Origin of the sequence: Streptomyces sp. HB132 (assembly GCF_016909575.1) — a bacterium.
Taxonomy (GTDB): Bacteria; Actinomycetota; Actinomycetes; order Streptomycetales; family Streptomycetaceae; genus Streptomyces.
This window is the reverse complement of record NZ_JAFBGA010000007.1, coordinates 63721-85613: the sequence shown is the minus strand read 5'-3', so window position 1 is coordinate 85613 and position 21893 is coordinate 63721. Positions and strand designations below refer to the sequence as shown.

Here is a 21893-nt window from a genome sequence, read left to right as displayed (position 1 = left end):
GATTGCGGGCAGGCAGAGGCCACCCCGACAGGGGCCGTCCGGCCCGACCGCACCCACGTTATCGACAATCGTTTTCATTGTCATCTGATGCAGCGTCACTGATGCCTCCGAGCCGTCTTCCGTTGCGCCCCTCGCCGGACCGGAGTGGAATTGCGTACAGGGGGACCCGGAGGAAGGGACACGCCATGAGCGACAGCGACCGGGGGGACGACGTCTACCAGCCGCAGGAGCTGGAGGCCTCCGACCCCGATGACCTGCTGGACCTGGAGGACACCCTGGACACGTCCGGGATCGCCGACGTCCTGGATGAGGGCTACTCCCCGCCCGACCGCCCCTGGGCGGTCGACGACGAAGGCACCACCGCCTCCGAGCAGCACACGGGCGAGTCCCTCGACAGGCGCCTGACCAGGGAGGTTCCCGAGAACTCCGACCCCGCCCAGGACGGTCCCGGCGACTTGGCGGACGGCGACGGGGAGCTCTACGACACAGAAGTGGGGACGGACCGCGCGGGCAGGCTCACGCAGGAGGGTGACGGGCACGTGCCGTCCACGCTCACCGCGCAGGACGTGGGAATCGACGGTGCGGCCGCGTCCGCGGAGGAAGCCGCGATGCATCTGATCCCCGAGGAGGAGGACCTGTTCGGGTAGGGCAAGGAGCGCCCGGCGCGCCGCCCCCGTCCCGCTCTCTACCGGCTTCCTCGGCGGCAGAGGCCGTCACCGGCTTCATCTGCGGCATGGACTGTCGCACACCTGTGCGCGAGCTGGCCACCTGTCCGTCCCGGGCCCCCGTGCTCGGGGGCAGATCGATCCCTCTTCGCGAACACCGCGCGCCGGATGGTGCGACGGCGCGCGGACGGCGTGGCCTGACTGCACCGGTGTACTGCCGTTGTTCCCGAAAACGCTTGGACGCCGACCGCACGGCCACGGAAGACTTCCTTCCCCGGGCCCCTCGCGGGGAAAAGCGCGGTGAGCGCTTCCGCCCGGTGCTGTGCTGCGCCCTTGGGCGGAGACCACCACCGAGTCGGGCCCGGGGAAACCGCCCGCGCAACGACATGAGGTCGGCATGGGATCGCAGCATCCACAAGGCACCGGACCGGACGGGGGCCCGGTCCGGCTCGCACTCCGCCACTATCTGAAGGAACTGTCCCGCCAACGCGGGCTGTCGGCTCCGGCACTTCTGCTCCCCGCCCTCGGCAACATAGGAATCACCTACCTGGCGCCGCTGGTCGTGGCCAAGCTGGTGGGCCGGATCGCGGAGAACGGGTCCATCGGCCTACGCGAAGCACTCCCCTACGTAGCTGTGTTCACCGCGGTACTGCTTCTGGCGGAGACCTCGTGGCGGGTGGGAGTGCACTGCCTCAACCGTGTCGACGCCCGGGGTATCGAGCACCTGTACATCACCGGCATGGACGCGCTGTTCGCCAAGGACGCCTCGTTCTACCAGGACAACTTCGCCGGCTCGCTGACCAAGCGAGTGCTGAGCTTCGCCTCCCGCTTCGAGGAGTTCGTCGACACGCTCACCTTCAACGTCGTGGGCAGCATCGCCCCGCTGTTGTTCGGCACGGTGATCCTCTGGCACTACGACCCTCTCCTGGTCGTCGGCCTGCTGACGATGATCACACTGACCGCCGTGTGCGCCGCCCCCCTGATCCGCCGTCGGCAGAAACTGGTCAACGAGCGCGAGGAAGCGATCGCCAAGGTCTCGGGACACGTGTCCGACGCCCTGACGAACATGGACACCGTGCGCGCGTTCGCGGCCGAGGAGCGGGAGGCTGCGGAGCACCGGTGCAGGGTGGCGGAGTCACGACGGCTGACGCTGCGCTCGTGGGACTACGGGAACCTGCGCATCGACACACTGGTCGCGCCCCTGTCCGTGCTGACCAACGGCCTCGGTCTGCTGCTCGCCGTGTCGTTCGGGGCGGGTGGGGGCAACGTCGAGGCGATCGTGGTCGCGTTCACCTACTACACCGGTTCGACCCGCATCATGTTCGAGTTCAACCAGATCTACCGTCGTCTCGAGAGCTCGATGACGGAGGCCGCCCAGTTCACCGAACTGCTCCTGACCCCTCCCACCGTGCTCGACCCGCCGACGCCCGAGCCGGTGCGCCGTGAGTCCGCCGACGTCCGCTTCGACCACGTCACCTTCGCCCACAGCGGGAGCCGGCCCATCTTCGAAGGGCTCGACCTGGACGTACCGAGCGGGACGAGACTCGGGCTCGTCGGCCGGTCGGGCGGCGGCAAGACGACGTTCACCCGGCTGCTGCTGCGGATGGCGGACGTCCAGTCGGGGCGCATCCTGATCGGGGGTCAGGACATCAGCCGTCTGCGTCAGTCGGACCTGCGGAGCCTGATCGCGTACGTCCCGCAGGAACCGGCCATGTTCCACCGCACGCTGCGCGAGAACATCCTCTTCGCCCGCCCGGGAGCCACCGACGCAGAGATCCGCGCCGCCGCCGACGCGGCTCATGTGACCGAGTTCGCCGACGAACTCCCCGACGGCTTCGACACGATGGTCGGCGAGCGGGGCGTCAAGCTCTCCGGCGGTCAGCGCCAGCGGGTCGCACTCGCCAGGGCGATCCTGCGCGACGCCCCCGTGCTGCTGCTGGACGAGGCGACGAGCGCACTCGACTCGGAGAGCGAGACCCTCGTGCAGCAGGCGCTGTGGCAGCTGATGGAGGGCCGGACCGCTCTGGTCGTCGCCCACCGCCTCAGTACGGTCGCTGCGATGGACCACCTCATCGTGCTCGACCACGGCCGCATCGTCGAGCAGGGCACGCATCACGAACTCCTGCACACCGACGGTGCCTACGCCAAGCTCTGGCACCACCAGTCCGGTGGCTTCCTCGTCGACACCGTGGGTGCGAAGACGGTCACCGCGGCTGAACGGACCGGGTGAGACCGGGAAGTCCTGTCGCCTTCACCGCGATCACGCCCGGTCCGGCTCGCCGGAGCTTCCGGCGAGCCGGACCGGGCGCCGCGAGCGCACGGCCGTCCGCGGAGCGTGGTGAATCGTCATGACACGCCCCGGCACGCTCCCGCGCGCATCGGCCGCTCGCGGGCCGGGCATGCGAACATGACCGGGCTGCGTACGGATACCGGCCCGGGCGCCGCCCGTCCGTCCCCGGCGCGGGCTCTCCCGGCGCAAGAGCTCGTCGATCGCACAGGAGTGGATCACCGCATGACCACCGCCCCCTCGTCCGAAGCCACCGCACAGATCGGCGTCACCGGACTCGCCGTGATGGGCAGCAACCTCGCCCGCAACTTCGCACGTCACGGCCACACCGTCGCCGTCCACAACCGCACCGGGGCACGTACCCGGGCGCTCGTCGACGCCTACGGAAAGGAGGGGGACTTCGTCCCCGCGGAGACCGCCGAGGAGTTCGTAGCGTCCCTCCAGAAGCCCCGCCGCATCGTCATCATGGTCAAGGCCGGCAAGCCGACCGACGCGGTCATCGAGGAGTTCGCCGCGCTGCTGGAGGACGGCGACGTCCTCATCGACGGCGGCAACGCGCACTTCGAGGACACCCGGCGCCGTGAGAAGGCCATGCGGGAGCGGGGGATCCACTTCGTCGGGACCGGTATCTCGGGGGGCGAGGAGGGGGCGCTGAACGGGCCGAGCATGATGCCCGGCGGTTCGGCCGAGTCGTACACCTCGCTCGGCCCCCTCCTCGAGAGCATCGCCGCCAAGGCCGACGACGGAACGCCCTGCTGCACGCACATCGGGCCCGACGGCGCGGGGCACTTCGTCAAGATGGTGCACAACGGCATCGAGTACGCGGACATGCAGCTCATCGCGGAGGCGTACCACCTGCTGCGGTCCGTCGCGGGATACTCCCCCGAACGGATCGCGGAGACCTTCCGCTCGTGGAACACCGGCCGCCTCGACTCCTATCTGATCGAGATCACGGCCGAGGTGCTCGCCCACACGGACGCGGCCACCGGCAAGCCCTTCGTCGACGTGGTGCAGGACCAGGCGGAGCAGAAGGGGACCGGGCGCTGGACGGTCCAGATCGCGCTCGACCTGGGAGTCCCGGTGTCCGGCATCGCGGAAGCCGTCTTCGCACGCTCCCTGTCCGGACACGCCGACCTCCGGGAAGCCGCGCGCGGTCTGCCCCGCCCTGCACCGGCCGCGCTCCCGGAGGCCGAGGCCGCGGCGTTCGCCGACCGGGTCGAGCAGGCTCTGTACGCGTCCAAGATCGTGTCGTACACCCAGGGATTCCACCAGATCAGGGCGGGCGGCGAGCAGTACGGCTGGGACATCGACCTGGGTGGCGTGGCTGCGATCTGGCGGGCCGGCTGCATCATCCGCGCGGCGTTCCTGGACCGGATCAGGTCGGCCTTCGACAGCCGCCCCGACCTGCCGAGCCTCCTGTCCGACCAGCAGTTCGCCCAGGAGATCGGCGCGGCGCAGGACGACTGGCGTGCGGTGATCGCCGAGGGCGTGCGGCAGGGCGTGCCGACCCCCGGCTTCGCCGCCGCGCTCTCCTACTACGACGGGCTGCGGGCCGAGCGGCTACCGGCGGCGCTGACCCAGGGGCAGCGGGACTTCTTCGGGGCGCACACCTACCGGCGTACGGACCGCGAGGGGTCCTTCCACACCCTATGGGGCGGTGACCGGTCGGAGACCGCCGCCGGCTGAGGACGCGGGGTGTCGCCCGGCCGGTCCGGTCCGGCGTGCGACCGGGGGCGCGGTGTGGATAAGTGGCAGGGAGCCCGTTCCACCGTCCACGGAGTGCGCCCATGCCCGACGCCGTACCGGAACCCGTAGTGGTCCAGCCGTTCGTAGCACCGCTGACCAGTGCCGCCGTGGTCCTGGTCGCGACGATCGAGCCGGGCGGCGAACCCGCCGTACGCGACGTGCTGCCCGATCTCGCGGCGTTCGCGCGGTCGATCGGCTTCCGGGTGCCGAGCGCCGGACTCGCGTGTGTGACGGGCTTCGGCTCGAATGCCTGGGACCGCCTGTTCGCGGGCCCCCGGCCGGCCCTGCTCCATCCCTTCCAGGAGTTGCGGGGCCCCGTCCACCGTGCGCCGGCCACACCGGGCGATCTGCTGTTCCACGTCCGCGCCGAGCAGATGGACGTCTGCTTCGAGTGGGCCTCCCAGCTCCTCGGACGGCTCGGCGATGCGGTGAAGGTCGTGGACGAGGTCCACGGCTTCCGCTACTTCGACCACCGGGATCTGCTCGGTTTCGTCGACGGTACGGAGAACCCGGTGGGCGACGACGCGAGGGCGGCGGCCATGGTCGGTCCGGAGGACCCCGCCTTCGAAGGCGGCAGCTATGTCGTCGTGCAGAAGTACCTGCACGACCTGACCGGCTGGAACGGGCTGAGCACCGAGGAGCAGGAGCGGATCATCGGGCGTACGAAGTTCACCGACATCGAGCTCCCGGACGACGTCAAGCCGGCGGATTCGCACGTCGCCCTGAACACCGTCACCGCGGACGACGGCACCGGACGGGACATCCTGCGTGCCAACATGCCCTTCGGCAGCTTCGGACAGGGTGAGTTCGGTACGTACTTCATCGGCTACGCGGCCGACCCCGGAGTCACCGAGCAGATGCTCGGCAACATGTTCCTGGGCAGCCCGCCCGGCACCCACGACCGCATTCTCGACTTCTCCACGGCGGTCACCGGCACGCTCTTCCACGCCCCCAGCGCCGGCTTCCTGGACGCTCCCCCGCCGCCGCCCTCCCCCGCAGGGACGACGGTCGCCCCGGAGCCTCAGCCCACGCAGCTGCGCGCCCCTGCCCGGGCTGTGGCCGACGACGGTTCGCTGCGCATCGGCGGCCTGCAAGAAAGCGCACCGCGATGAACAACCTGCACCGTGAGCTCGCACCCGTCACCGACGCCGCCTGGGACCAGATCGAGGAAGAGGCACGGCGGACCTTCAGCCGTCATGTGGCGGGCCGCCGGGTCGTGGACGTCAGCGACCCTCAGGGGCCGCGGCTCTCGGCGATCGGTGACGGGCATCTCCGTGACATCGACCCGCCCACCCCCGACGTCATCGCCCGCGCCCGCACGGCGACACCGGTCATCGAGTGGCGGGTGCCCTTCACCGTGACCAGAGCGGCTGTCGACGACGTGGAACGCGGATCGGAGGACAGCGACTGGCAGCCGGTGAAGGACGCGGCACGCACCTGCGCGTTCGCCGAGGACATGGCGGTGATCGACGGATACGCGGCGGCCGGCATCACGGGCCTGCGGGACGGCTCGTCGCACACCCCGCTTCCGCTGCCCGCGGACGCGCGCGACTATCCGGCGGCCGTGAGCCAGGCCCTGACCCGGTTGCGGCTCGCGGGGGTCGACGGGCCGTACCGGCTGCTGCTGGGCGCCGACGCGTTCACGGAGGCGACCGAGACCTCCGACCACGGCTATCCGGTGGCGACCCATCTGGCCCGCCAGCTCGACGAGCCGATCCTGTGGGCTCCCGCCGTCACCGGCGGGGTCCTGCTCTCCACCCGAGGCGGCGACTTCGAGCTGTGCCTGGGCCAGGACCTGTCCATCGGCTATCTGGACCACGACGCCCTGAGCATCCGGCTCTACTTCCATCAGGCGTTCACCTTCAGGATGCTGACGCCTGAGGCAGTGGTCCCCCTCATCGCCTGAAAGTGCCGACCTGCGAGGCTGCCATCAACGACATCCGCCGTACGCCACCGTCGGATTCCGCGGCGACCGAGGGGTCCCCGTCCCCCCTTGCATCGCGCTCCGACAGATTCGCCGAGGCACTCCGCATCGCGGTGAGGGAAGGACTGCTCGGTGAGAAGCGGCCCCTCGCGGGCTTCCTGGACGCGGACGGGATCCGCTCCGGGGTCGCCGCGCTGCGGGACGCGTTCGCGGCCGAGCCGGGCGTGAAGGTGCTGCACACCTTCGCCGCGAAGGCCGCGTCGCTGATCCCGGTGCTGCGGTTGCTCGCCGACTCCGGGATGGGCTGCGAGGTGGCCGGCCCCGGCGAACTGAGGCTCGCGGTCGAGGCCGGTTTCCCCCCGGCACGGATCGTCCTGGACTCGCCCGCCAAGACCCGCGACGAATTGCGGCTGGCGCTGGCGCTCGGTGTCGCCGTGAACGCGGACAGTTTCGGTGAGATCCGCCGGATCGAGGAGATCCGCTCCCCCGGCTCGGCCTCGGTCCTCGGCCTGCGGGTCAACCCGCAGATCGGAGGCGGCTCCATCGGCGCCATGAGCACGGCGACGGCCACCTCGAAGTTCGGGGTGGCCCTTCGTGACCCCGGCGCGCGGGAGCGGGTCGTCCGTACCTTCGCCGAACGCCCCTGGCTGACCCGGTTGCACGCGCACGTCGGCTCGCAGGGCTGTTCGCTGGAGCTCATCGCCGGGGGCATCGCCGAGACGTACCGGCTCGCCGAGGAGATCAACGAGGTACTGGGAGCGCGCCGGATCACCGGGATCGACATCGGCGGCGGGCTGCCGGTCAACTTCGCAGACGACGAGGCACGCCCCTCCTTCACGGACTACGTGGCGGCGCTCCGGGCGGAGGCTCCGGGTCTGTTCGACGGGCGTTACGACCTGGTCACCGAATTCGGCAGGTCCCTGCTCGCCAAGAACGGCTTCATCGGGGCGCGTGTCGAATACACGAAGGACGCGGGCGGGCGCCGCATCGCGCTCACCCACGCCGGGGCGCAGATCGCCACCCGAACCGTGTTCATGCCCGATGCCTGGCCGCTCCGGGTCGGCGCCTTCGACGGGGAGGGCCGTCCCCGGAACGGGCCTACGATGGTCCAGGACATCGCGGGACCGTGCTGCTTCGCCGGGGACGTCGTGGCCCACGCCCGTGAACTGCCGGAGCTGCGGGAGGGTGACTTCGTGGCTCTGTACGACACGGGTGCGTACTACTTCTCCACGCCGTGGGCCTACAACAGCCTTCCACGACCCGCGGTGTACGGCTTCGCGGGGGAAACCGGCGGACTTCGCTTCGCCGTCGTGCGCGAGGCGCAGTCACTGGACTCGGTGGCGGCGGAGAGCGGTCTGCGTCGGGCCGACGCGCTGACCGGACTGTACGAGGGGCCTCAGGACCCCTGACAGAATGATCAACCGCCGGGAGCGATCCTGACGGATGCCGCATGATGTCGGCCTCGACATGGAGGTGTTCATGGATAGGTGGAAGATCAGGCAGACCCGGATCTTCACCGGGCGGAAGAAGTGGCCTTTCCACGTCTTCACGCGGGTCACGGATCCGGTTGCGCTGAAGGCTCTCCACGATCATCTTCATGAGAAGCACGGAGCTCTGTGGTGGCCGGATCGGTCCTGGGAAGGCATGGTTGCCGAGCACTGCTCCAGGCATGATCGCGACGGATGGGGCACGCACTTGCACAACCACATCCCGGAGACCAGCTGGGAGTGAGACGACAGCACCCTCGCGCTATCGGTCAGCCCGTCCGGGCAGGGGCGCAAGCCGTCGCCGGCAGATCAGTGCACACCCCAGGGTCAAGAACGCTTCGTGGATGTCGTAGCGGATCTCCCAACGAATCCGTAGACGGCGGAACCAGTGCAGGTGGGCGAATGTGCGTTCCACTACCCGGCGTCGGGTGCCCGGTCCCGAGCCGTGCCCGGTGCCGCGCCGGGCGATCACCGGCTTCACGCCGAGGTCCCAGACCAGGCGGCGGTACTTGTCGTGGTCGTAGCCGCGGTCACCATGCCCTGGAACACGAGCCGGTCCGGATGCCGCCTGCGCCCGGGGTGCCGGGTCCGGCGCTCAACCTTGGGCACCAGCGGCTCGATCACCGCCCACAACTCGTCATCGACTTGCCATGGCTTCGGCCGAGCCACCCCGCACCCCCGGATCAGTCCCGGAGCGATCCAGTCACCTCGAAGATCATTTCGTCAGGAGTTCTTCGGGAGCCCAGCTCACCCGGCCGGCTGGGGTGACGGCTCCGGCTCGGGTACCGGTTCGGGGTTCGGGTTCGGCGGCTGCGGAATCGGGTCGGGCGCAGGGCCGGGCGGCACGGGGCCCGGCGGTACGGGTGGCGGGGAGGGCACCGGTGTCGGCGGCCCGGGAACGGGCGGGGGCGTCGGCGCGGGTGGTACGGGATCGGGGCTGGGGTGCGTCATCTCGGTCCTCCTGATGCGACGAGTGGATCCGGACGGGCGGATGGGACGGTGGATCCGGCGGGTGGATCTCCTTCCACCGTCTCCCCGTGCGGCTGCCCTCGCCTGCCGAGTCCACACGCACACACCGCGACTTCGCCCCGGGTGCCCTCACCCGGCCCGGAAACAGCTCGGAACGCGACCGGGCCCCGCTCGGCCCCCTGCGGATCAGCTCCGCGCGGGGACGGCCTGCGGGCTGCGCTCGGTGCGCGTACCCGGCACGGGGGCGGAGGCGTCGGCCCCCAGAGCGACGATGCGGTTCCCGGCATCGACATGCACGACGCTCGGCACAAGGGCACGCGCCTCGGCGTCCTCGACCTGGGCGTAGCTGATGAGAATAACCAGGTCACCGGGGTGTACGAGGTGGGCGGCAGCGCCGTTGATCCCGATGACGCCGGAGCCGCGCTCCCCCTCGATGACGTACGTCTCGAGTCGGGCGCCGTTGTCGATGTCCACGATGTGCACGAGCTCACCGGGCAGCAGGTCCGCGGCGTCCATCAGGTCGGCGTCGACCGTGACGGAACCGACGTAGTGCAGGTCGGCCTGGGTGACGGTGGCTCGGTGAATCTTGGACTTGAACATCGTTCGTAGCATTGGGGTACTCCTGGGCATAGGCTCCCTGCCTGCGTTTTTGCAGGTCAAGTGCTGTTTCCACACTCTACAACGGTTCGCATGTGCGGGAAGCTGTTCCCGGGCTTCCAAGGACTCATGCTGACCACTTGCCGACTTTCCTGACGCATCATCAGTTTTCGACGGGGACCTCGCCCGCTCCCCCGGCCTCCACCTCGACGACGCTCGCAAGCCTACGCAGCGCTCCCCTCAGGAGCACTCGTGATCATCGTCACCTCGCCAGCAGGACGACGGCCCCGACGCACACGGGTCCTGTCTCCACAAGAAGCTTCGAGGCGGCGGGGCCGCGTTCCCCGGAGGCGGCAGTCGCGAAGGATCTCGAACCTGCTTGTGGGACTTCGGGACATGACCCCGTCAAGCCCCTCACCCCCCTTGCCCGGAACGCGGGCTCCGATCAGGGGCGCTCAGCATGGCCTACGCACCTCACGGTCTTGGCCGTCCATCAGGAGCAGCCGAAGCTGACTACTCCGGAGTCTGCCCATCGAGCTACAGACCGGTTCAAACGGCCTATGGTCAGCGCACCACTTTGCCGGGACTCTTCTCCTACGGCGCCCGCATCAGCCCCCGCTGCAGCTGTCATCGCCACGCCTCGAAGCAAATCGGATCCAGGGCCTGGGCCGATCCAGGGACGCCGCCTACCGGAGCACCAGGGCGAAGGACAACACGGGAGCAGTGAGATAGATGGGCGACGGCTCGTTCGATCGAGACCCTTCCGGACGCGATGTGACCGGCCTGGCCTCCGGCTTCCTCAGGAACGCGCGCGAACACGCCGACCGAACGGCTCTGATGCATGACGGTCAGGCATGGTCGTATGCGCAATTACTGGAAGAAGCGCGCCGCTGGGCCTCGCAAGTGCGCGAGTGCCTCAGTTCACAGCCGGCACAACGCGTGGGAATCTTTGTTCATGCAGGCCCGGTCGAGCATGTGGGAAAAATTGCCTCCTTGTTGGCAGGCCTGACATTCGTCCCCTTGAACCCGAAGTTCCCGGCTCAACGGCTGGCGGACATGATCACACAATCCAACATCTCGATCATTATCGCCGACAGCGCGACCGTAAGAGAACTGAGTGAGATCTACGGTCTCCTCATAAACAAACCAGCGGTGATTCTTCCGAACGATCCGGGCGAGACGCTGAGTCGAAAAATCGGCGCCACCGTGATCGACTCGACCGATCTCGCAAGAACGGCCCCGCTTCCGCTCGGCGACATTGCACAACCAACATCTTCCGACATCGCCTACATCATGTTCACATCAGGAAGCAGTGGGCGACCCAAAGGTGTGCCAATTTCCCACAAGAACGTGCGGACGTATGTGCGTTCCGCCGTGCAGCGATATACCGTGGATCACCGGGATATTTTCGCACTCACCTTTGATTCGACTTTCGACCTGTCGATATTCGGACCATTCGTGGCATGGGAGGTGGGCGCCTACGCAATCACCATGCGTCCACAAGACATCTCTGACCCTGCTCACTTCATCAATGAGAACAAGGTGAGCGTATGGCTCTCCGTTCCGTCCGTAGCCAAGACCCTCATACGTGGCGCAGCCCTGAGCCCGAAAAGCCTACCAAGCCTGCGGTACAGCCTCTTCTGCGGCGAAGCACTTCCGGAGTACGTCGCTTCTTCCTGGCAGCGCTCTGCACACAATTCAACCGTAATCAATATGTACGGACCCACTGAGGCCACGATCTCGGTTTCGGAATATGTATGGAATTCAAGCATCTCGCCGGATGAATGCGTGAACGGTCTCGTTCCGATCGGCCAGGTGTACTCAGGGCACCGTGCCGCCGTCGTTGACGAAGCGGGACTTGAAGTGGCTACAGGCGAGAGGGGAGAGCTGTGCATCGCAGGCCCACAAATATTCTCAGGATATTTGAGCGGTGACCGGACCAGCAACTATTTCTTACTCAGGTCCGAATGCGGCGAGATCGTGAAATATTACAGAACCGGAGACATCTGCGAAGTACTGGGTGACGGGACCATCGCGTACATCGCCCGAAACGACCATCAGGTGAAGATCAATGGTTACCGTATCGAGCTCGGTGACACCGAGGCCGCACTGAGGGCGTTGGGCGCAACGGACGCGGTCGCCGTCCCCTGGCCGCCGGAGGAACCGAAATGCATCGTGGCCGCAACAACAGGATCCACGGTGACTGTTGCCGCCGCTGGAAAACTTTTGCCACCCTACATGGTCCCGCAAAAAATTTGCGAGATGGAGGCGATGCCTCTGAATGTAAATGGCAAGACCGACCGCCCCGCGATAGTGGAACTCTTGAAGAAATCCGTGCACCCCACCGCGAATCCTCCCTCGCCGATGTCATTGGACGAGGTGAAATTTCTGGTCGCGCAAGCTCTGGGTGAAGGTCGCGGCACCATATCTGATCATTCACATCTACATGACCCAGGCAGCTGGGATTCTCTGGGTCATATCTGTGTCGTGACCGCCCTGGAAACCCGACTGAACGTACGGATCGACCCCGGGCACGACCATGAGCTGCGCTCCGTCCAGGGCATCTTTGCTTTCGTCCAAGGACGCACAGGATCGCGGCAAGTAAATAGAAGTCTGAGAGGTTTGCTCGTCACAGAGACATCCATAGCGCATAGCGACGTGGGTAACGGGTCTCTTTCCTACTCCGGGTACGACCTGAACGACCTCCTGGCAGCAGGTGCAGGATTCGAACAGGTGGCGTACCTCCTTCTGCGCGGCGAGCTTCCGAACGATGCCCAGGAATCCGCCTTTCAGCAGCAGCTCGCACTGCGCAGGGCTACTCCATCGGTTGCTTTGGAGGCCCTGCGACTCTGTGCGCGCGTCGGCTCGCACCCCCTGCCTGCTCTGGTATCCGCAATTTCATTACTCAATGCCGAGGTGTCCGCGGCACGGAATGGTCTCTCCGTGCAGTCCCCGGAGGAGGTTGAAGAAGCCGGCCTGGATCTCATTGCTCAACTGCCCACGTTGCTCGGCGCCTATCACATGCTTCGCCGAGGGAAGGAGCCTGTGGCACCCAAACAGGAGTACTCGCACGTGAAGAACGTGCTGCACATGTTCGGCCTCCCGAAGAGCGAGAGGAACATTGACGCCATAACCCAGGATTTCATTATTCACGCGGATAACGGCACTACTGCGTCAACCTACGCCTGCATGGTGGCCAACAGCGCTCACACCACCGTTCATGCAGCGGTTGCCGCCGCAGCCGGAGTCTTCTCGGGTGCACGCCACGGATACGCTTCGGAAACATCCTATGCACAGCTCGCGGGGTTGAAAGGGCGGGATGGCGTCAAGGATTACGTGGAGCGACGCTTGGACGCGGGCGCGCTGGTCGACGGTATTGGACATGCGATCTACGGGAGAGCGGGCGATCCGCGCCTGGCGCCGTACCGGGAGGTCGCAACACGGGTTGCACGGGATGAAGGAAATATCGACGGCCTCGAAAAGGTCATGGCGATGTATGACGCCGCACGCTCCAAACAGAACGGCGCCCAGCCGAACTATGACCTGTTCGGAGGACTCCTTTACGAGTCGCTCGGACTGCCGATCGACCTGTCCACACCACTGCATGTCTGCTACCGAATAGTGGGGTGGATAGCACATATCCTCGAGGAACGAGCCACAGGGCAGCCACTCGTGCGACCCGATGCCCGTTATGTCGGCCCTTGATCCCGACCCGTTGTTCCCCTCCTTCCAATCATCTCCACTGAAGGGAACGAGTCCGCATGACCAACTCGACCAACTCGCCGGTGTCAGTCCACGATGAATGGAGTCCTCTGGAGGAGGTGATCGTCGGCACTGCCCTCGGGGCTCGCGTTCCACATTCCGACAAGGGACAACACACCATCCGCTGCTCAGACTTGTCGGCGATTCCCGAGGGCCCCATCGACCCTCGATGCATAGCTGAGGCCGAGGAAGACATCGCCGGGTTGATCTCCTTCCTGGAGGATCAGGGAATAAAGGTCCGCCGGCCGGTCGTACGTGACCATTCACGCGAGTACGCTACTCCGGACTGGAAGTCCGACGGGATGCATGCGTTTTGCCCACGCGATACGCTCCTGGCCGTCGGACGGACCATAATCGAGACGCCTATGTCACTGCGCTCGCGACAGTACGAATCGCTGGCATATCGTCCGATACTCCACGAGTACATGAACAGTGGTGCGCGTTGGATTTCGGCGCCAAAACCGGAGCTGAGGGAATCCGGCTACAACAGGACGGACCGGTCACTACTCGCAGTTCTTGAGGAAGAGCCGGTATTTGATGCCGCCAACTGCCTGCGCCTTGGCCGTGACATCCTTTACCTGGTGTCTGATTCCGGCAATCTGAACGGGGCGACATGGCTCCAATCCGCCCTTGGCGACAGCTATCGCGTCCATCGATGCGAAAACATCTACAAGTCGACGCATATCGACACGACAATTGCTGCGCTCCGTCCGGGGCTGTTACTCGCAAACCCCGCACGCCTCAGCGAAAAGACGATTCCGAAGGTTCTGCGTGACTGGGAAGTAATTATGGCACCGGAGCCGGTGGATATCGGATATTCTGGTTACCCCTTCAGCTCACCTTGGATCGGGATGAACTTCCTGAGCATTTCTCCAGAATTGGCGGTCGTTGAGAAGTCACAGACCGAACTCATTCGCATTCTGGAAAAAAGGGGAATCAGTTGTGCACCTCTTCCGTGGCGCCACGGTCGCTCGCTGGGTGGCGGATTTCATTGCGCAACGCTGGATGTGCGGCGAACAGGCAACCTGGAGAACTTCACATCATGACGGCCTGTAGGGCCGGGCGGTGAGGACAGACGTTCTGTGAAAGCTGCGCCATTCTGAAGTGGCTGGCGCGGCCTCGTACGGGGTGCTCGTGCCGGCGTACGGAGCTGGACGGACTCGCAGAACAACAGTCAAGCAGTTGTTGGACCCCGCTCAGGCCGCGGTCGCGCAGTGATCACCTGGTTCTGAGGTCAAGGGTCAGCCCCAGGACTGCTGATCACGAATGAAACGATCTGGCGATGCCTCATGTGATCATGGCATGGCATTGGAACCGTCCTGGATAGCCCGTTCACCGGGATGAGCCCGCACTGCTTCGGTGCACTGGTGACCGCGCTGCACCGTGAGGGAGCGGATGCGCTGCGGCGGGGCCGACCGTGGAGCATCCGCTGAAGGACCGCGGGACGAACAAGAAGCCCGAACACCGATCGCACCAATTGCAACTGGGAGCCCCTGAAGTGGCTGACCATACCCCGGGAGCAGTTCATCGGCCGCCTGAAGCGGGTGAAGGATATCCGTAACCGGATCGCCCACTTCGGCGAGAAGCCGCTCCCGACACAGATGATCGAGGGGCTGACCGCGTTCGCCGCGTCCCTGCGGGCGTTCGTCTCCTGATCGTGCAGTGCCCGCCGGACGGTCCGGCTCACGACGGGTGCGTGATCTCCGCCCACACGGTCTTCCTGTGGGCGTCTCGCGTCCGGCAGCCCCACGTGTCGGCGAATGCCGATCAGCCCTTCCGCTCGCCCAGCTTCCCGATGTAATCCTGGGCCGTGTCCACCGCGGAGTCGATCCTGTCGCTGTGCTTCCCGTCGGTCTTGTCGTCGACGAAGCCGCCCAGCTTCTCCAAGCCGCCGACGATCTTGTCTCCGTGCTCTTCGGCGAGGTCGTCGGCCTTGTCCTTGAGATTCTTCAGGACTTCGAACATGCAGGAGCCTTTCCGGATCGGGCGATCCCGGAACCAGGGACCGCGGTTGCCGCTGGTGGCGAACGAGGCCGGTCTGCCGCACGCACCACGTCGCACCGGCAGAGCAGCTGAACCCCCAGCCGGCACCGCGACCTCGGAGGGGAGTCCGCGGCACCGTGAGGGAGCGCGGTTACTCGGCCGTCGTGTCCAGCGACGCCAAGGCCTGCGCCCAGCGGACATACTTGAGGTCGGCGAGGTCCGCGACGGTCTTCACTCCGAACGCCTCGTCGAGCAGTTCCCCATCCCGGTCCGAGACCCCCTTGAGCGCCGCGACCGGGGCAGCCAGAATTTCGGGCAGGCTCTTGTCCGCCCACGCTTTGTCCAACACCTTGTCGAGATCGATCGTCGCCATATTTCCTCCTGAAGTGAACACGGACAGTCAACTGCTCACCCCACCGACGGCATGGGCGGCGAACAGCGAACAAAGGAACTTCTACAAGCATGTAGAAGATTAGGGTGACCATCGGCCCGCGCGAGCGGCGTCGGCCCGGCACGCGACAGAACGGCCAAAAGCCGCCCCCGAGACGTCGAGAACTCGCTCTTGACGTGCGCACTTTGCCGCTCCTTTAACCCCCGGCGGTATGCCCGCCTCCCGAGGGCGAGCAGCACGAAGAGCCCCGCCAAGCCGGCGCCACCGCCGTCGGGGCCTCTGACCGACGGGCACGACAGCGGCTGCGAGGGTTGAGCGAGACCCGATGACGCTGCGGACACGACCACAGGGGTGAGGAGTGATCCGGGCGGCGGGCGCCGGAACTGTTCGCCGTGCAGGGTTACGCGACACCTCCGGCACGGGCCGTCACGGGCACGGCTCAGCCGTCGCCCCGCATCGGTGACGCAGATTGCGTACGAAGGATTTTCCGCCGACCTGATCGGCCCGGACGTGGTCGCCTCCATCGTCCATTTCCTCACGGCGAGTTCGAGGAAACACACCGGGCTCCACCCCGCCCGCGTCCCACATCCGACGGCCGGGTGGCCGACTCGCGGCCCGGGCGGACCGCACACCGTTGGAGGTCAGCGCCGGATTCCCACCGGCTTCCACTTGAACGCACACGCATTCAGTTGTCGCTCCGGACTCGCGGAAGACCCAGCGCTCTCGGCTCAGTTGACGGAATGCCTCCACGCTTGCATCCACCGGCCGGTGAGGTCGGGGTCAGCTTGCGAGACAGCAGTCCCCGCATTTGGTGCCTGTGGGAGTGCGGTAGTAGAGGCAGCAACTGCGACGGTGGAAAGCCAGGTCCGGGCCTGTCAGGTGTCCGGTACCGGCAAGCCGCCCCATGCCGAGAAGCTCCGTCACGAGTCCCGTGAGCGGATTACGCAGATGGGGGTGGGCCGCGAGCAGCACACCGGCCGACCCGACCAGCGCGGACGCCGTGTTCCCGTCCAGCAGGCGCGGAGCGACCTTGACGCGCAGGCCGGTGCACAGGGCGTGAAGGTGGTGCATCACCTCGGCGTAGAGACTTTCGGCCCTGCCGGAAAGCGAGTCGGTGTACCAGCCGACGGGCCGGGGCAACCGGAGCTCCGAACTGTCGTCGGCGCGTTGCAACGCCCTGAGATCCAACACGATTCCGTGAAGCAGCGCGCAGGCCGGCACGGGCGACCAGAGACGGGCCGCGTGTCCGAGGTGAGCGATGGAGACTCCAACACGCGGCTCGGTGGCGCGATAGCGGTCGGCCACGACGGCGGACAGGTCGGCGAAGCCATAGCTGTAGAAGTCGCCCACTGGACGCCAGCCCTCGTCACGGCCTCCGACGCGCAGGGCGAAGAAGCCACCGACGGCCGCCACATCGTCCAATGCCGCTGCCACGACTGACGTGGGGGGCCCGAGCGGGATCCGCCATGTGGGCCTCCTTGTACAGCGCTAACTCGTCTCAGCTGTCCGCTCCGCTGCGGTTCATTCAACTGTGACCGTGTAGGTGATGCGCTCGGGAACCGGGGAGGCGGAGGACGCCCCCGTGGCCGATGTGGCGGAGGGTTCGGTCGTCTCGGGGGGCAGCGTGGACGTGTTGCCCTGGCACGTGGTGAACGTGCAGTGCAGCAGCGTGAACCGGGTGGTCCCCTTGCCCTTGGCCTCGAAGGTGAAGGTGAGCCGGCCGCCGGCTCCGGCCACCGGCTCGTCGCCTGAGTCCGACGCGTAGTCCCGGCCGCGGCTGACCAGCACCGAGCTGTCGGGCCCGGGATCGACCAGGTACCAGTACTCACGGGTGGAGGCGTTCTGGTCGACGGTGAGCGTGAAGCGCTCGCCCTGCCCGGCGGTGATGGTGGTGTCCTTCACCGGGTGGCTCGTGGCGCTCGCGGAGCGGCCGGCCGGTTCGTCTGCGCCCGAGCCGCAGCCTGTGGTGAGAGCGAGGAGCACGGCCGCCGCGATCGCGACACCGCCCCTGCTACCGAGGAGGACAGACACTGTACGCGTTGGGGAGATCACTTTTGGAAGCCTTGCCCGTGTGGCCGTTGATGAAGTCGTCCTCGCTGACCCAAGTGGTCGAGCCCCAGGGGCCGTACACCTGAAGCATGTCACCTTCCTGGGCGATGATGGTCATCGCGTGTGTGCCGTCCTCACCCGAAACGTCGACCGGCACCGGATGCCCCTGCGCCACCGACTTCTCGGCTTCAATGCGGACCGCCCCCTGCGGTCGGCGGCCCTGTTCAGGTCCTGACGCTGGTAGTCACTGCCACCGCCGACTCCGGCCGGCTGAAGAAGAACCACAGGCGGTCGCCGGGCTCCATGCGGTCATGTCGGCTGAGCCAGAACTCGCACTTCGGGCCGTCGTGGGCGAGGCGACGCATGGTCTCCTTGCGGGCCGGCTCCCCGTCGAGGGTGTCCTTGTTCGTATTGAGGGTGTAGATGCAGTCCCGCACCGTCTCTCCCGTCGCCGCGGCGTTCGCTGTCCAGGAACGACCTCGCCCTGCCGATCGTGCCGGCCCCGTGCGTCACACGCACGAAGTCGCCCGACTTCGCCGGGCGACGGGAACGCCGTCTCGCGCTCCGGCATCATGGCCTCCATGACGAATGGGGTTGACGTACGCACAGCAGCTGCCGAGTTCGACCGGACCGCCGTGGCGGACGCGGAGTCGGCCGCCGAGGACGAGCGCAAGCAGGTGCTGTCCCGGTTTCCGCTGGAGGAATGGGCGGAGTTACCCCTGGAGCGCTACGCCCTCGGGCAGGCCGCGCCGCACGGGCCCGGGCCGACGTACTGCCGGCTCATGGAGTTCGGTACTCCCCATCTGGGAAGCATCAAGGGTGGCAGCGCCGCGAAGCACATCATGTACCACCACAAATCCGGTGAATGGCGGCTGGCAGCTCCGCTGAGGGGTATGGATCCGCAGGAGGCCTGGGCGGAACTGCGCGGTCAGTTCGTCCGCGCCTTCGACGCCGTCGGGGCGGGAGACTTCGAGGCCCTGGAGGACCTCGAGGTGCTGAGGTTCGGGCCGACATTGGTCACGAAGTCCCTGGCGACCTACTTCCCACAGCACTTCCTGCCGATCTACGCGGCTGAGCATCTGCGGACATTCGTCGCACTGCTCGGCGGCGAGGCGCGGGCCGGCCTCCCCGCCTCGCGCACGAATCGTCAACTGCGGGAACTCGTGCGGAACCGTGCGGAGTTCGAGGGCTGGACGGAACAGGAGGTGATGCGCTTCCTGTACAAGCACTTCAATCCCAGGCAACGCACCATCTGGAAGATCGCCCCCGGTGAGCGCGGCCGTCTGTGGAAGGAGTGCCGCGACGGCGATTTCATCTGCGTCGGGTGGGACGATCTCGGTGATCTCGGCCAGTACCAGAGCGACACCGAGCTGAAGCAGGCCCTCGACGCGCACTGGCCGCGCGGCAGCGGCGGCAGCCTGACCCTCGCCCGCCGGCTGCTTGCCTTCCGGGATCTGGAGGCGGGAGACCGGGTCGTGGCCAACCGCGGAGTGGACGAGGTCCTGGCCACCGGGCGGGTCGACACTACCGCCACGACCCCGACCGGTCGGAGTTCCACCATGTCGTCCCGGTGGTCTGGGAGCTCTCCCACGCGCAGAAACTGGAGAAGCCCCAGCACGGGTGGCGGTCCACCTTCGCCAAGGTCGACCCGCCGTTGTTCGCCAGGTTCACAGCGCGCGACGACGCCGGCCCGGGCTACGGTTCCTCGGCAGGTCGGGCTCAGGCGGGCACGCCCGTCGCGCTGCCCGAGGACGTACAGGCCGTCCTCGACGCCCTGGAGCGCAAGGGACAGGTGATTCTGCACGGGCCGCCCGGCACGGGAAAGACCCGGCTGGCCCTCGGCGCCGCCCTCGCCCTGGACGGGCGCGCGGACGCGCTCGGCGCAGACGTCGGCCAACGTGCCGAGGCACAGGCCGAGATGCTGCACGGCGACCGTGTCCGACTGGTCACCTTCCACCCCTCCTACGGCTACGAGGACTTCGTCGAGGGCTTCAAGCCGGACCTGAGTGCCACCGGCCCGGGGCTCACCCTCGCCCTAACCGACGGCCTGTTCCACAGTCTGTGCAGCCAGGCCGTCGCACACCCCGACCAGACGTTTCTGCTGGTCATCGACGAGATCAACCGCGGGGACCTGCCGCGGATCTTCGGGGAGTTGATCACGCTCCTCGAACTCGACAAGCGGAATCTGCCGCTCGCCCTGCCCGTCAGCAAGCGGCGCTTCTCCGTACCGCCGAACGTCCGTGTCATCGGCACGATGAACACCGCCGACCGGAGCATCAGCCACTTGGACGCCGCGGTCCGCCGCCGCTTCGCCTTCCTGCCCGTGGGTCCCGACCCGGACGCCGTCTCCGGAACCGTCGGCCCCCTGGACCTGGCCGCGTTCTTCGAGTCCCTCAACACGCGTATCGCCCGTCATCTGGACGCCGACCACCAGATCGGGCACGCCTACCTGCTCCGCGACGGTGAGCCGCTCGCCACCGAGGAGGATCTGGCGGCCGCCTTCCACCACGAGGTGATCCCGCTCCTGGAGGACTACTGCCTCGGGCGGGCGGAGCTGCTGCACCGCATCCTCGGCGGCCTGGTCGACCCCGGGACCGGGCGTGCGCTCCTCATGCCCCCTCAGGATCTGGCGGACGCGCTGGCGACCGAGTTCACCAGCGGCGTTCCCGGCCCGGATGCCTGACCGCACCCCGGTCCAGCTCGGCGAGTACGAGTCCGCCCCGCTGGAGCCGGATCAGCTCACTCCGCGGGACGTCGACCGCCTGCACGCCCTCCAGTCACGGGGCTCCCTCACCCTGACCAGGGAACGCGCCGGGTGGCGACTCAAAGCCGACGCGACCGTCGGAGTCCTGGTCCTGGACCGGGTCCGCGTGGTCATCACACCCAAGTTCGCCGTTCCGGGAGAGCAGCTCATGAGCTGGCTGGCCTACGCCCTCGGCACGCCTGTCCCGGTAACGGCCAGACGGTGGGACACCGGCCCCGACGGTCATGCCGACCTGGTCGTCGCGGCCCTGCTCGCACAGTGTGAGCGACTGTTGCGGGAGGGTCTGCGACGGGACTACGTACGCCGCCGGAGTGTCGAACCCGTGCTCCGAGGGCGCCTGGACGTCTCCGCCCAGGCCACCCACCGCTACGGGCAACTGGACCAGCTGCACGTGCGCACCTTCGACCGGGAGGCGGACATCTGGGACAACCGCGTTCTGGGGAGCGCGCTGAAGGCGGCGCTCGGTCTGACCGCCAATCCTGACCTGGCACGCGCCCTGCACGGCGTGGCCGGCGCCTTCCCTCGGGCCTCGGACCCCGGCACGGCCCTCCGCGCGCTGGACCGCATCCACTACACACGCCTGAATGCCCGTTATCGGCCCGCCCACACCTGGGCCCGCCTGCTGCTGCGCGGTGGTGGCGTGACCGACCTGCTCACCGACCACGGCACCACGGCGGACGGTCTCCTCCTCGCCATGCCCGCGCTCTGGGAAGCGGTCGTCCGCCGGCTCGGCACCGAGGCCGTCGGCCCGCGCGGCGGCCACGCCGTACCCGGGGGGAGCGGCACCGGCATCACCGTCCGCGGAGACCTGGGCAACGTCTCGGCCTTCCGGCCCGACCTCCTGCTCAGCCTCTCGGGACGCGACACGGGGCGGCGCGGGCTGCTGCCCGTGGACGCCAAGTACAAGCGCTACGACCACCACGGCGTGAGCGCGGCCGACGTCCACCAACTCCTCACCTACAGCAGCGGCTACGGGCCCGCCGAAGCCCCGGCCGCCGTCATCGTCCATCCCCGGACGGGCGGTCACGCCCGAAGAACCCTCCAGGTTCGCGGACCCGACGGCCTGTTGGGCACCATCGACGTCCTCGGCGTCGACACCCGTGCCACCCCCGAGCAGGCGACGGCGTGGATCGGCTCGGTGCTGCCCTGATCATCGCGGAGTACGCGCCCCGTCCCCGAGTGAGCCGGGTCCTGGCCCCTGCTGCACCGTTCGCCGCCCCGAGCGACCTCATCACATCCGGGACGGGCCTGAAGCCGGTACCGCCACAC

Annotated in this window: 19 protein-coding genes, 2 pseudogenes and 1 riboswitch; of the genes and pseudogenes, 13 read left to right on the top strand and 8 right to left on the bottom strand. The window is 67.4% G+C overall.

Translation table 11 applies throughout. The annotated features are described in order from the left end of the window. Positions 1-185: 185 nt before the first annotated feature. The 7 genes from JOC24_RS17400 (at position 186) to JOC24_RS17370 (ending at position 8353) form a co-directional block, all read left to right on the top strand. Entirely contained in the window at positions 186-647 is a 462-nt protein-coding gene (locus JOC24_RS17400; RefSeq protein WP_205021233.1) for a DUF5709 domain-containing protein, read from the top strand. A 415-nt stretch (positions 648-1062) separates the two neighbouring features. Then, positions 1063-2895 carry an ABC transporter ATP-binding protein gene (locus JOC24_RS17395; RefSeq protein ID WP_205021232.1) on the top strand — a complete coding sequence of 611 codons (1833 nt, stop codon included), beginning with the start codon at positions 1063-1065 and terminating at the stop codon, positions 2893-2895. A gap of 282 nt (positions 2896-3177) precedes the next feature. After that, positions 3178-4638: an NADP-dependent phosphogluconate dehydrogenase gene (gndA, locus tag JOC24_RS17390; protein ID WP_205021231.1), complete on the top strand. Its 1461-nt coding sequence runs from the start codon at positions 3178-3180 to the stop codon at positions 4636-4638. A gap of 101 nt (positions 4639-4739) precedes the next feature. Continuing rightward, a complete protein-coding gene (locus tag JOC24_RS17385; RefSeq protein WP_205021230.1) occupies positions 4740-5810 on the top strand; it encodes a Dyp-type peroxidase in 1071 nt (356 codons plus the stop codon). Beyond that, positions 5807-6604, top strand: coding sequence for a family 1 encapsulin nanocompartment shell protein (locus JOC24_RS17380; RefSeq protein ID WP_205021229.1), 798 nt, complete (start codon positions 5807-5809; stop codon positions 6602-6604). The genes JOC24_RS17385 and JOC24_RS17380 overlap by 4 nt, the downstream gene beginning before the upstream one ends. Positions 6605-6636: 32 nt before the next feature. Beyond that, positions 6637-8031 carry a type III PLP-dependent enzyme domain-containing protein gene (locus JOC24_RS17375; RefSeq protein WP_205021511.1) on the top strand — a complete coding sequence of 465 codons (1395 nt, stop codon included), beginning with the start codon at positions 6637-6639 and terminating at the stop codon, positions 8029-8031. A gap of 34 nt (positions 8032-8065) precedes the next feature. Further along, positions 8066-8353 carry a hypothetical protein gene (locus JOC24_RS17370; protein ID WP_205021228.1) on the top strand — a complete coding sequence of 96 codons (288 nt, stop codon included), beginning with the start codon at positions 8066-8068 and terminating at the stop codon, positions 8351-8353. 18 nt (positions 8354-8371) lie between these two features. On the opposite strand, the pseudogene JOC24_RS17365 reads toward JOC24_RS17370, so the two are convergent. Together JOC24_RS17365 and panD are read right to left on the bottom strand one after the other, a co-directional pair. After that, positions 8372-8778: pseudogene (locus JOC24_RS17365) on the bottom strand (hypothetical protein). A gap of 486 nt (positions 8779-9264) precedes the next feature. Further along, a complete protein-coding gene (gene panD, locus JOC24_RS17360; RefSeq protein ID WP_205021227.1) occupies positions 9265-9690 on the bottom strand; it encodes an aspartate 1-decarboxylase in 426 nt (141 codons plus the stop codon). Between the two features lie 717 nt (positions 9691-10407). On the opposite strand from panD, the gene JOC24_RS17355 reads away from it, so the two are divergent. The 3 genes and pseudogenes from JOC24_RS17355 to JOC24_RS33300 form a co-directional block, all read left to right on the top strand. After that, positions 10408-13380 carry a citrate/2-methylcitrate synthase gene (locus tag JOC24_RS17355; RefSeq protein WP_205021226.1) on the top strand — a complete coding sequence of 991 codons (2973 nt, stop codon included), beginning with the start codon at positions 10408-10410 and terminating at the stop codon, positions 13378-13380. A 56-nt stretch (positions 13381-13436) separates the two neighbouring features. After that, on the top strand, positions 13437-14483 hold the full coding sequence (locus tag JOC24_RS17350; RefSeq protein WP_205021225.1) for an inosamine-phosphate amidinotransferase 1: 1047 nt from the start codon (positions 13437-13439) through the stop codon (positions 14481-14483). Positions 14484-14739: 256 nt separating this feature from the next. Further along, positions 14740-14864: pseudogene (locus JOC24_RS33300) on the top strand (IS5/IS1182 family transposase); the annotation flags it as partial. Positions 14865-15204: 340 nt separating this feature from the next. On the opposite strand, the gene JOC24_RS17340 reads toward JOC24_RS33300, so the two are convergent. From JOC24_RS17340 to JOC24_RS17315, 6 genes are all read right to left on the bottom strand, one after another. Beyond that, positions 15205-15402 (bottom strand): antitoxin, encoded by a 198-nt coding sequence (locus JOC24_RS17340; RefSeq protein ID WP_205021224.1) that lies wholly within the window; start codon positions 15400-15402, stop codon positions 15205-15207. Between the two features lie 169 nt (positions 15403-15571). Next, positions 15572-15793, bottom strand: a complete 222-nt coding sequence (locus JOC24_RS17335; RefSeq protein ID WP_205021223.1) for a hypothetical protein — start codon at positions 15791-15793, stop codon at positions 15572-15574. A gap of 597 nt (positions 15794-16390) precedes the next feature. Then, positions 16391-16528, bottom strand: a riboswitch (cobalamin riboswitch). Between the two features lie 63 nt (positions 16529-16591). Then, positions 16592-17245, bottom strand: a complete 654-nt coding sequence (locus tag JOC24_RS17330; protein WP_205021222.1) for a (2Fe-2S)-binding protein — start codon at positions 17243-17245, stop codon at positions 16592-16594. Positions 17246-17332: 87 nt separating this feature from the next. Further along, complete coding sequence (locus JOC24_RS33295) at positions 17333-17713, bottom strand: protease inhibitor I42 family protein (protein ID WP_307792716.1); 381 nt, start codon at positions 17711-17713, stop codon at positions 17333-17335. A gap of 109 nt (positions 17714-17822) precedes the next feature. After that, on the bottom strand, positions 17823-18017 hold the full coding sequence (locus JOC24_RS17320) for a hypothetical protein (protein ID WP_239580599.1): 195 nt from the start codon (positions 18015-18017) through the stop codon (positions 17823-17825). 67 nt (positions 18018-18084) lie between these two features. Then, positions 18085-18297 (bottom strand): hypothetical protein, encoded by a 213-nt coding sequence (locus JOC24_RS17315; protein WP_205021220.1) that lies wholly within the window; start codon positions 18295-18297, stop codon positions 18085-18087. A gap of 144 nt (positions 18298-18441) precedes the next feature. Between JOC24_RS17315 and JOC24_RS33290 the strand changes: the two genes are divergently transcribed. Genes JOC24_RS33290 through JOC24_RS17305 form a run of 3 tightly spaced genes read left to right on the top strand, consistent with a single transcriptional unit; the run spans position 18442 to position 21774 of the window. Continuing rightward, positions 18442-19656, top strand: coding sequence for a hypothetical protein (locus tag JOC24_RS33290; RefSeq protein ID WP_239580598.1), 1215 nt, complete (start codon positions 18442-18444; stop codon positions 19654-19656). Next, on the top strand, positions 19653-20543 hold the full coding sequence (locus JOC24_RS33285) for an McrB family protein (RefSeq protein ID WP_307792715.1): 891 nt from the start codon (positions 19653-19655) through the stop codon (positions 20541-20543). The genes JOC24_RS33290 and JOC24_RS33285 overlap by 4 nt, the downstream gene beginning before the upstream one ends. Then, positions 20536-21774, top strand: coding sequence for an McrC family protein (locus JOC24_RS17305; protein ID WP_205021219.1), 1239 nt, complete (start codon positions 20536-20538; stop codon positions 21772-21774). Before JOC24_RS33285 ends, JOC24_RS17305 begins: the two co-directional genes overlap by 8 nt. Positions 21775-21893 lie beyond the last annotated feature (119 nt).

What these genes read in the sequence shown, in the direction of transcription:
- JOC24_RS17400 (WP_205021233.1), top strand. Translation starts at nt 186, where the DNA reads ATGAGCGACAGCGACCGGGGGGACGACGTCTACCAGCCGCAGGAGCTG.
- JOC24_RS17395 (WP_205021232.1), top strand. Translation starts at nt 1,063, where the DNA reads ATGGGATCGCAGCATCCACAAGGCACCGGACCGGACGGGGGCCCGGTC.
- gndA (WP_205021231.1), top strand. Translation starts at nt 3,178, where the DNA reads ATGACCACCGCCCCCTCGTCCGAAGCCACCGCACAGATCGGCGTCACC.
- JOC24_RS17385 (WP_205021230.1), top strand. Translation starts at nt 4,740, where the DNA reads ATGCCCGACGCCGTACCGGAACCCGTAGTGGTCCAGCCGTTCGTAGCA.
- JOC24_RS17380 (WP_205021229.1), top strand. Translation starts at nt 5,807, where the DNA reads ATGAACAACCTGCACCGTGAGCTCGCACCCGTCACCGACGCCGCCTGG.
- JOC24_RS17370 (WP_205021228.1), top strand. Translation starts at nt 8,066, where the DNA reads ATGCCGCATGATGTCGGCCTCGACATGGAGGTGTTCATGGATAGGTGG.
- panD (WP_205021227.1), bottom strand. Translation starts at nt 9,690, where the DNA reads ATGCTACGAACGATGTTCAAGTCCAAGATTCACCGAGCCACCGTCACC.
- JOC24_RS17355 (WP_205021226.1), top strand. Translation starts at nt 10,408, where the DNA reads ATGGGCGACGGCTCGTTCGATCGAGACCCTTCCGGACGCGATGTGACC.
- JOC24_RS17350 (WP_205021225.1), top strand. Translation starts at nt 13,437, where the DNA reads ATGACCAACTCGACCAACTCGCCGGTGTCAGTCCACGATGAATGGAGT.
- JOC24_RS17340 (WP_205021224.1), bottom strand. Translation starts at nt 15,402, where the DNA reads ATGTTCGAAGTCCTGAAGAATCTCAAGGACAAGGCCGACGACCTCGCC.
- JOC24_RS17335 (WP_205021223.1), bottom strand. Translation starts at nt 15,793, where the DNA reads ATGGCGACGATCGATCTCGACAAGGTGTTGGACAAAGCGTGGGCGGAC.
- JOC24_RS33290 (WP_239580598.1), top strand. Translation starts at nt 18,442, where the DNA reads ATGACGAATGGGGTTGACGTACGCACAGCAGCTGCCGAGTTCGACCGG.
- JOC24_RS17305 (WP_205021219.1), top strand. Translation starts at nt 20,536, where the DNA reads ATGCCTGACCGCACCCCGGTCCAGCTCGGCGAGTACGAGTCCGCCCCG.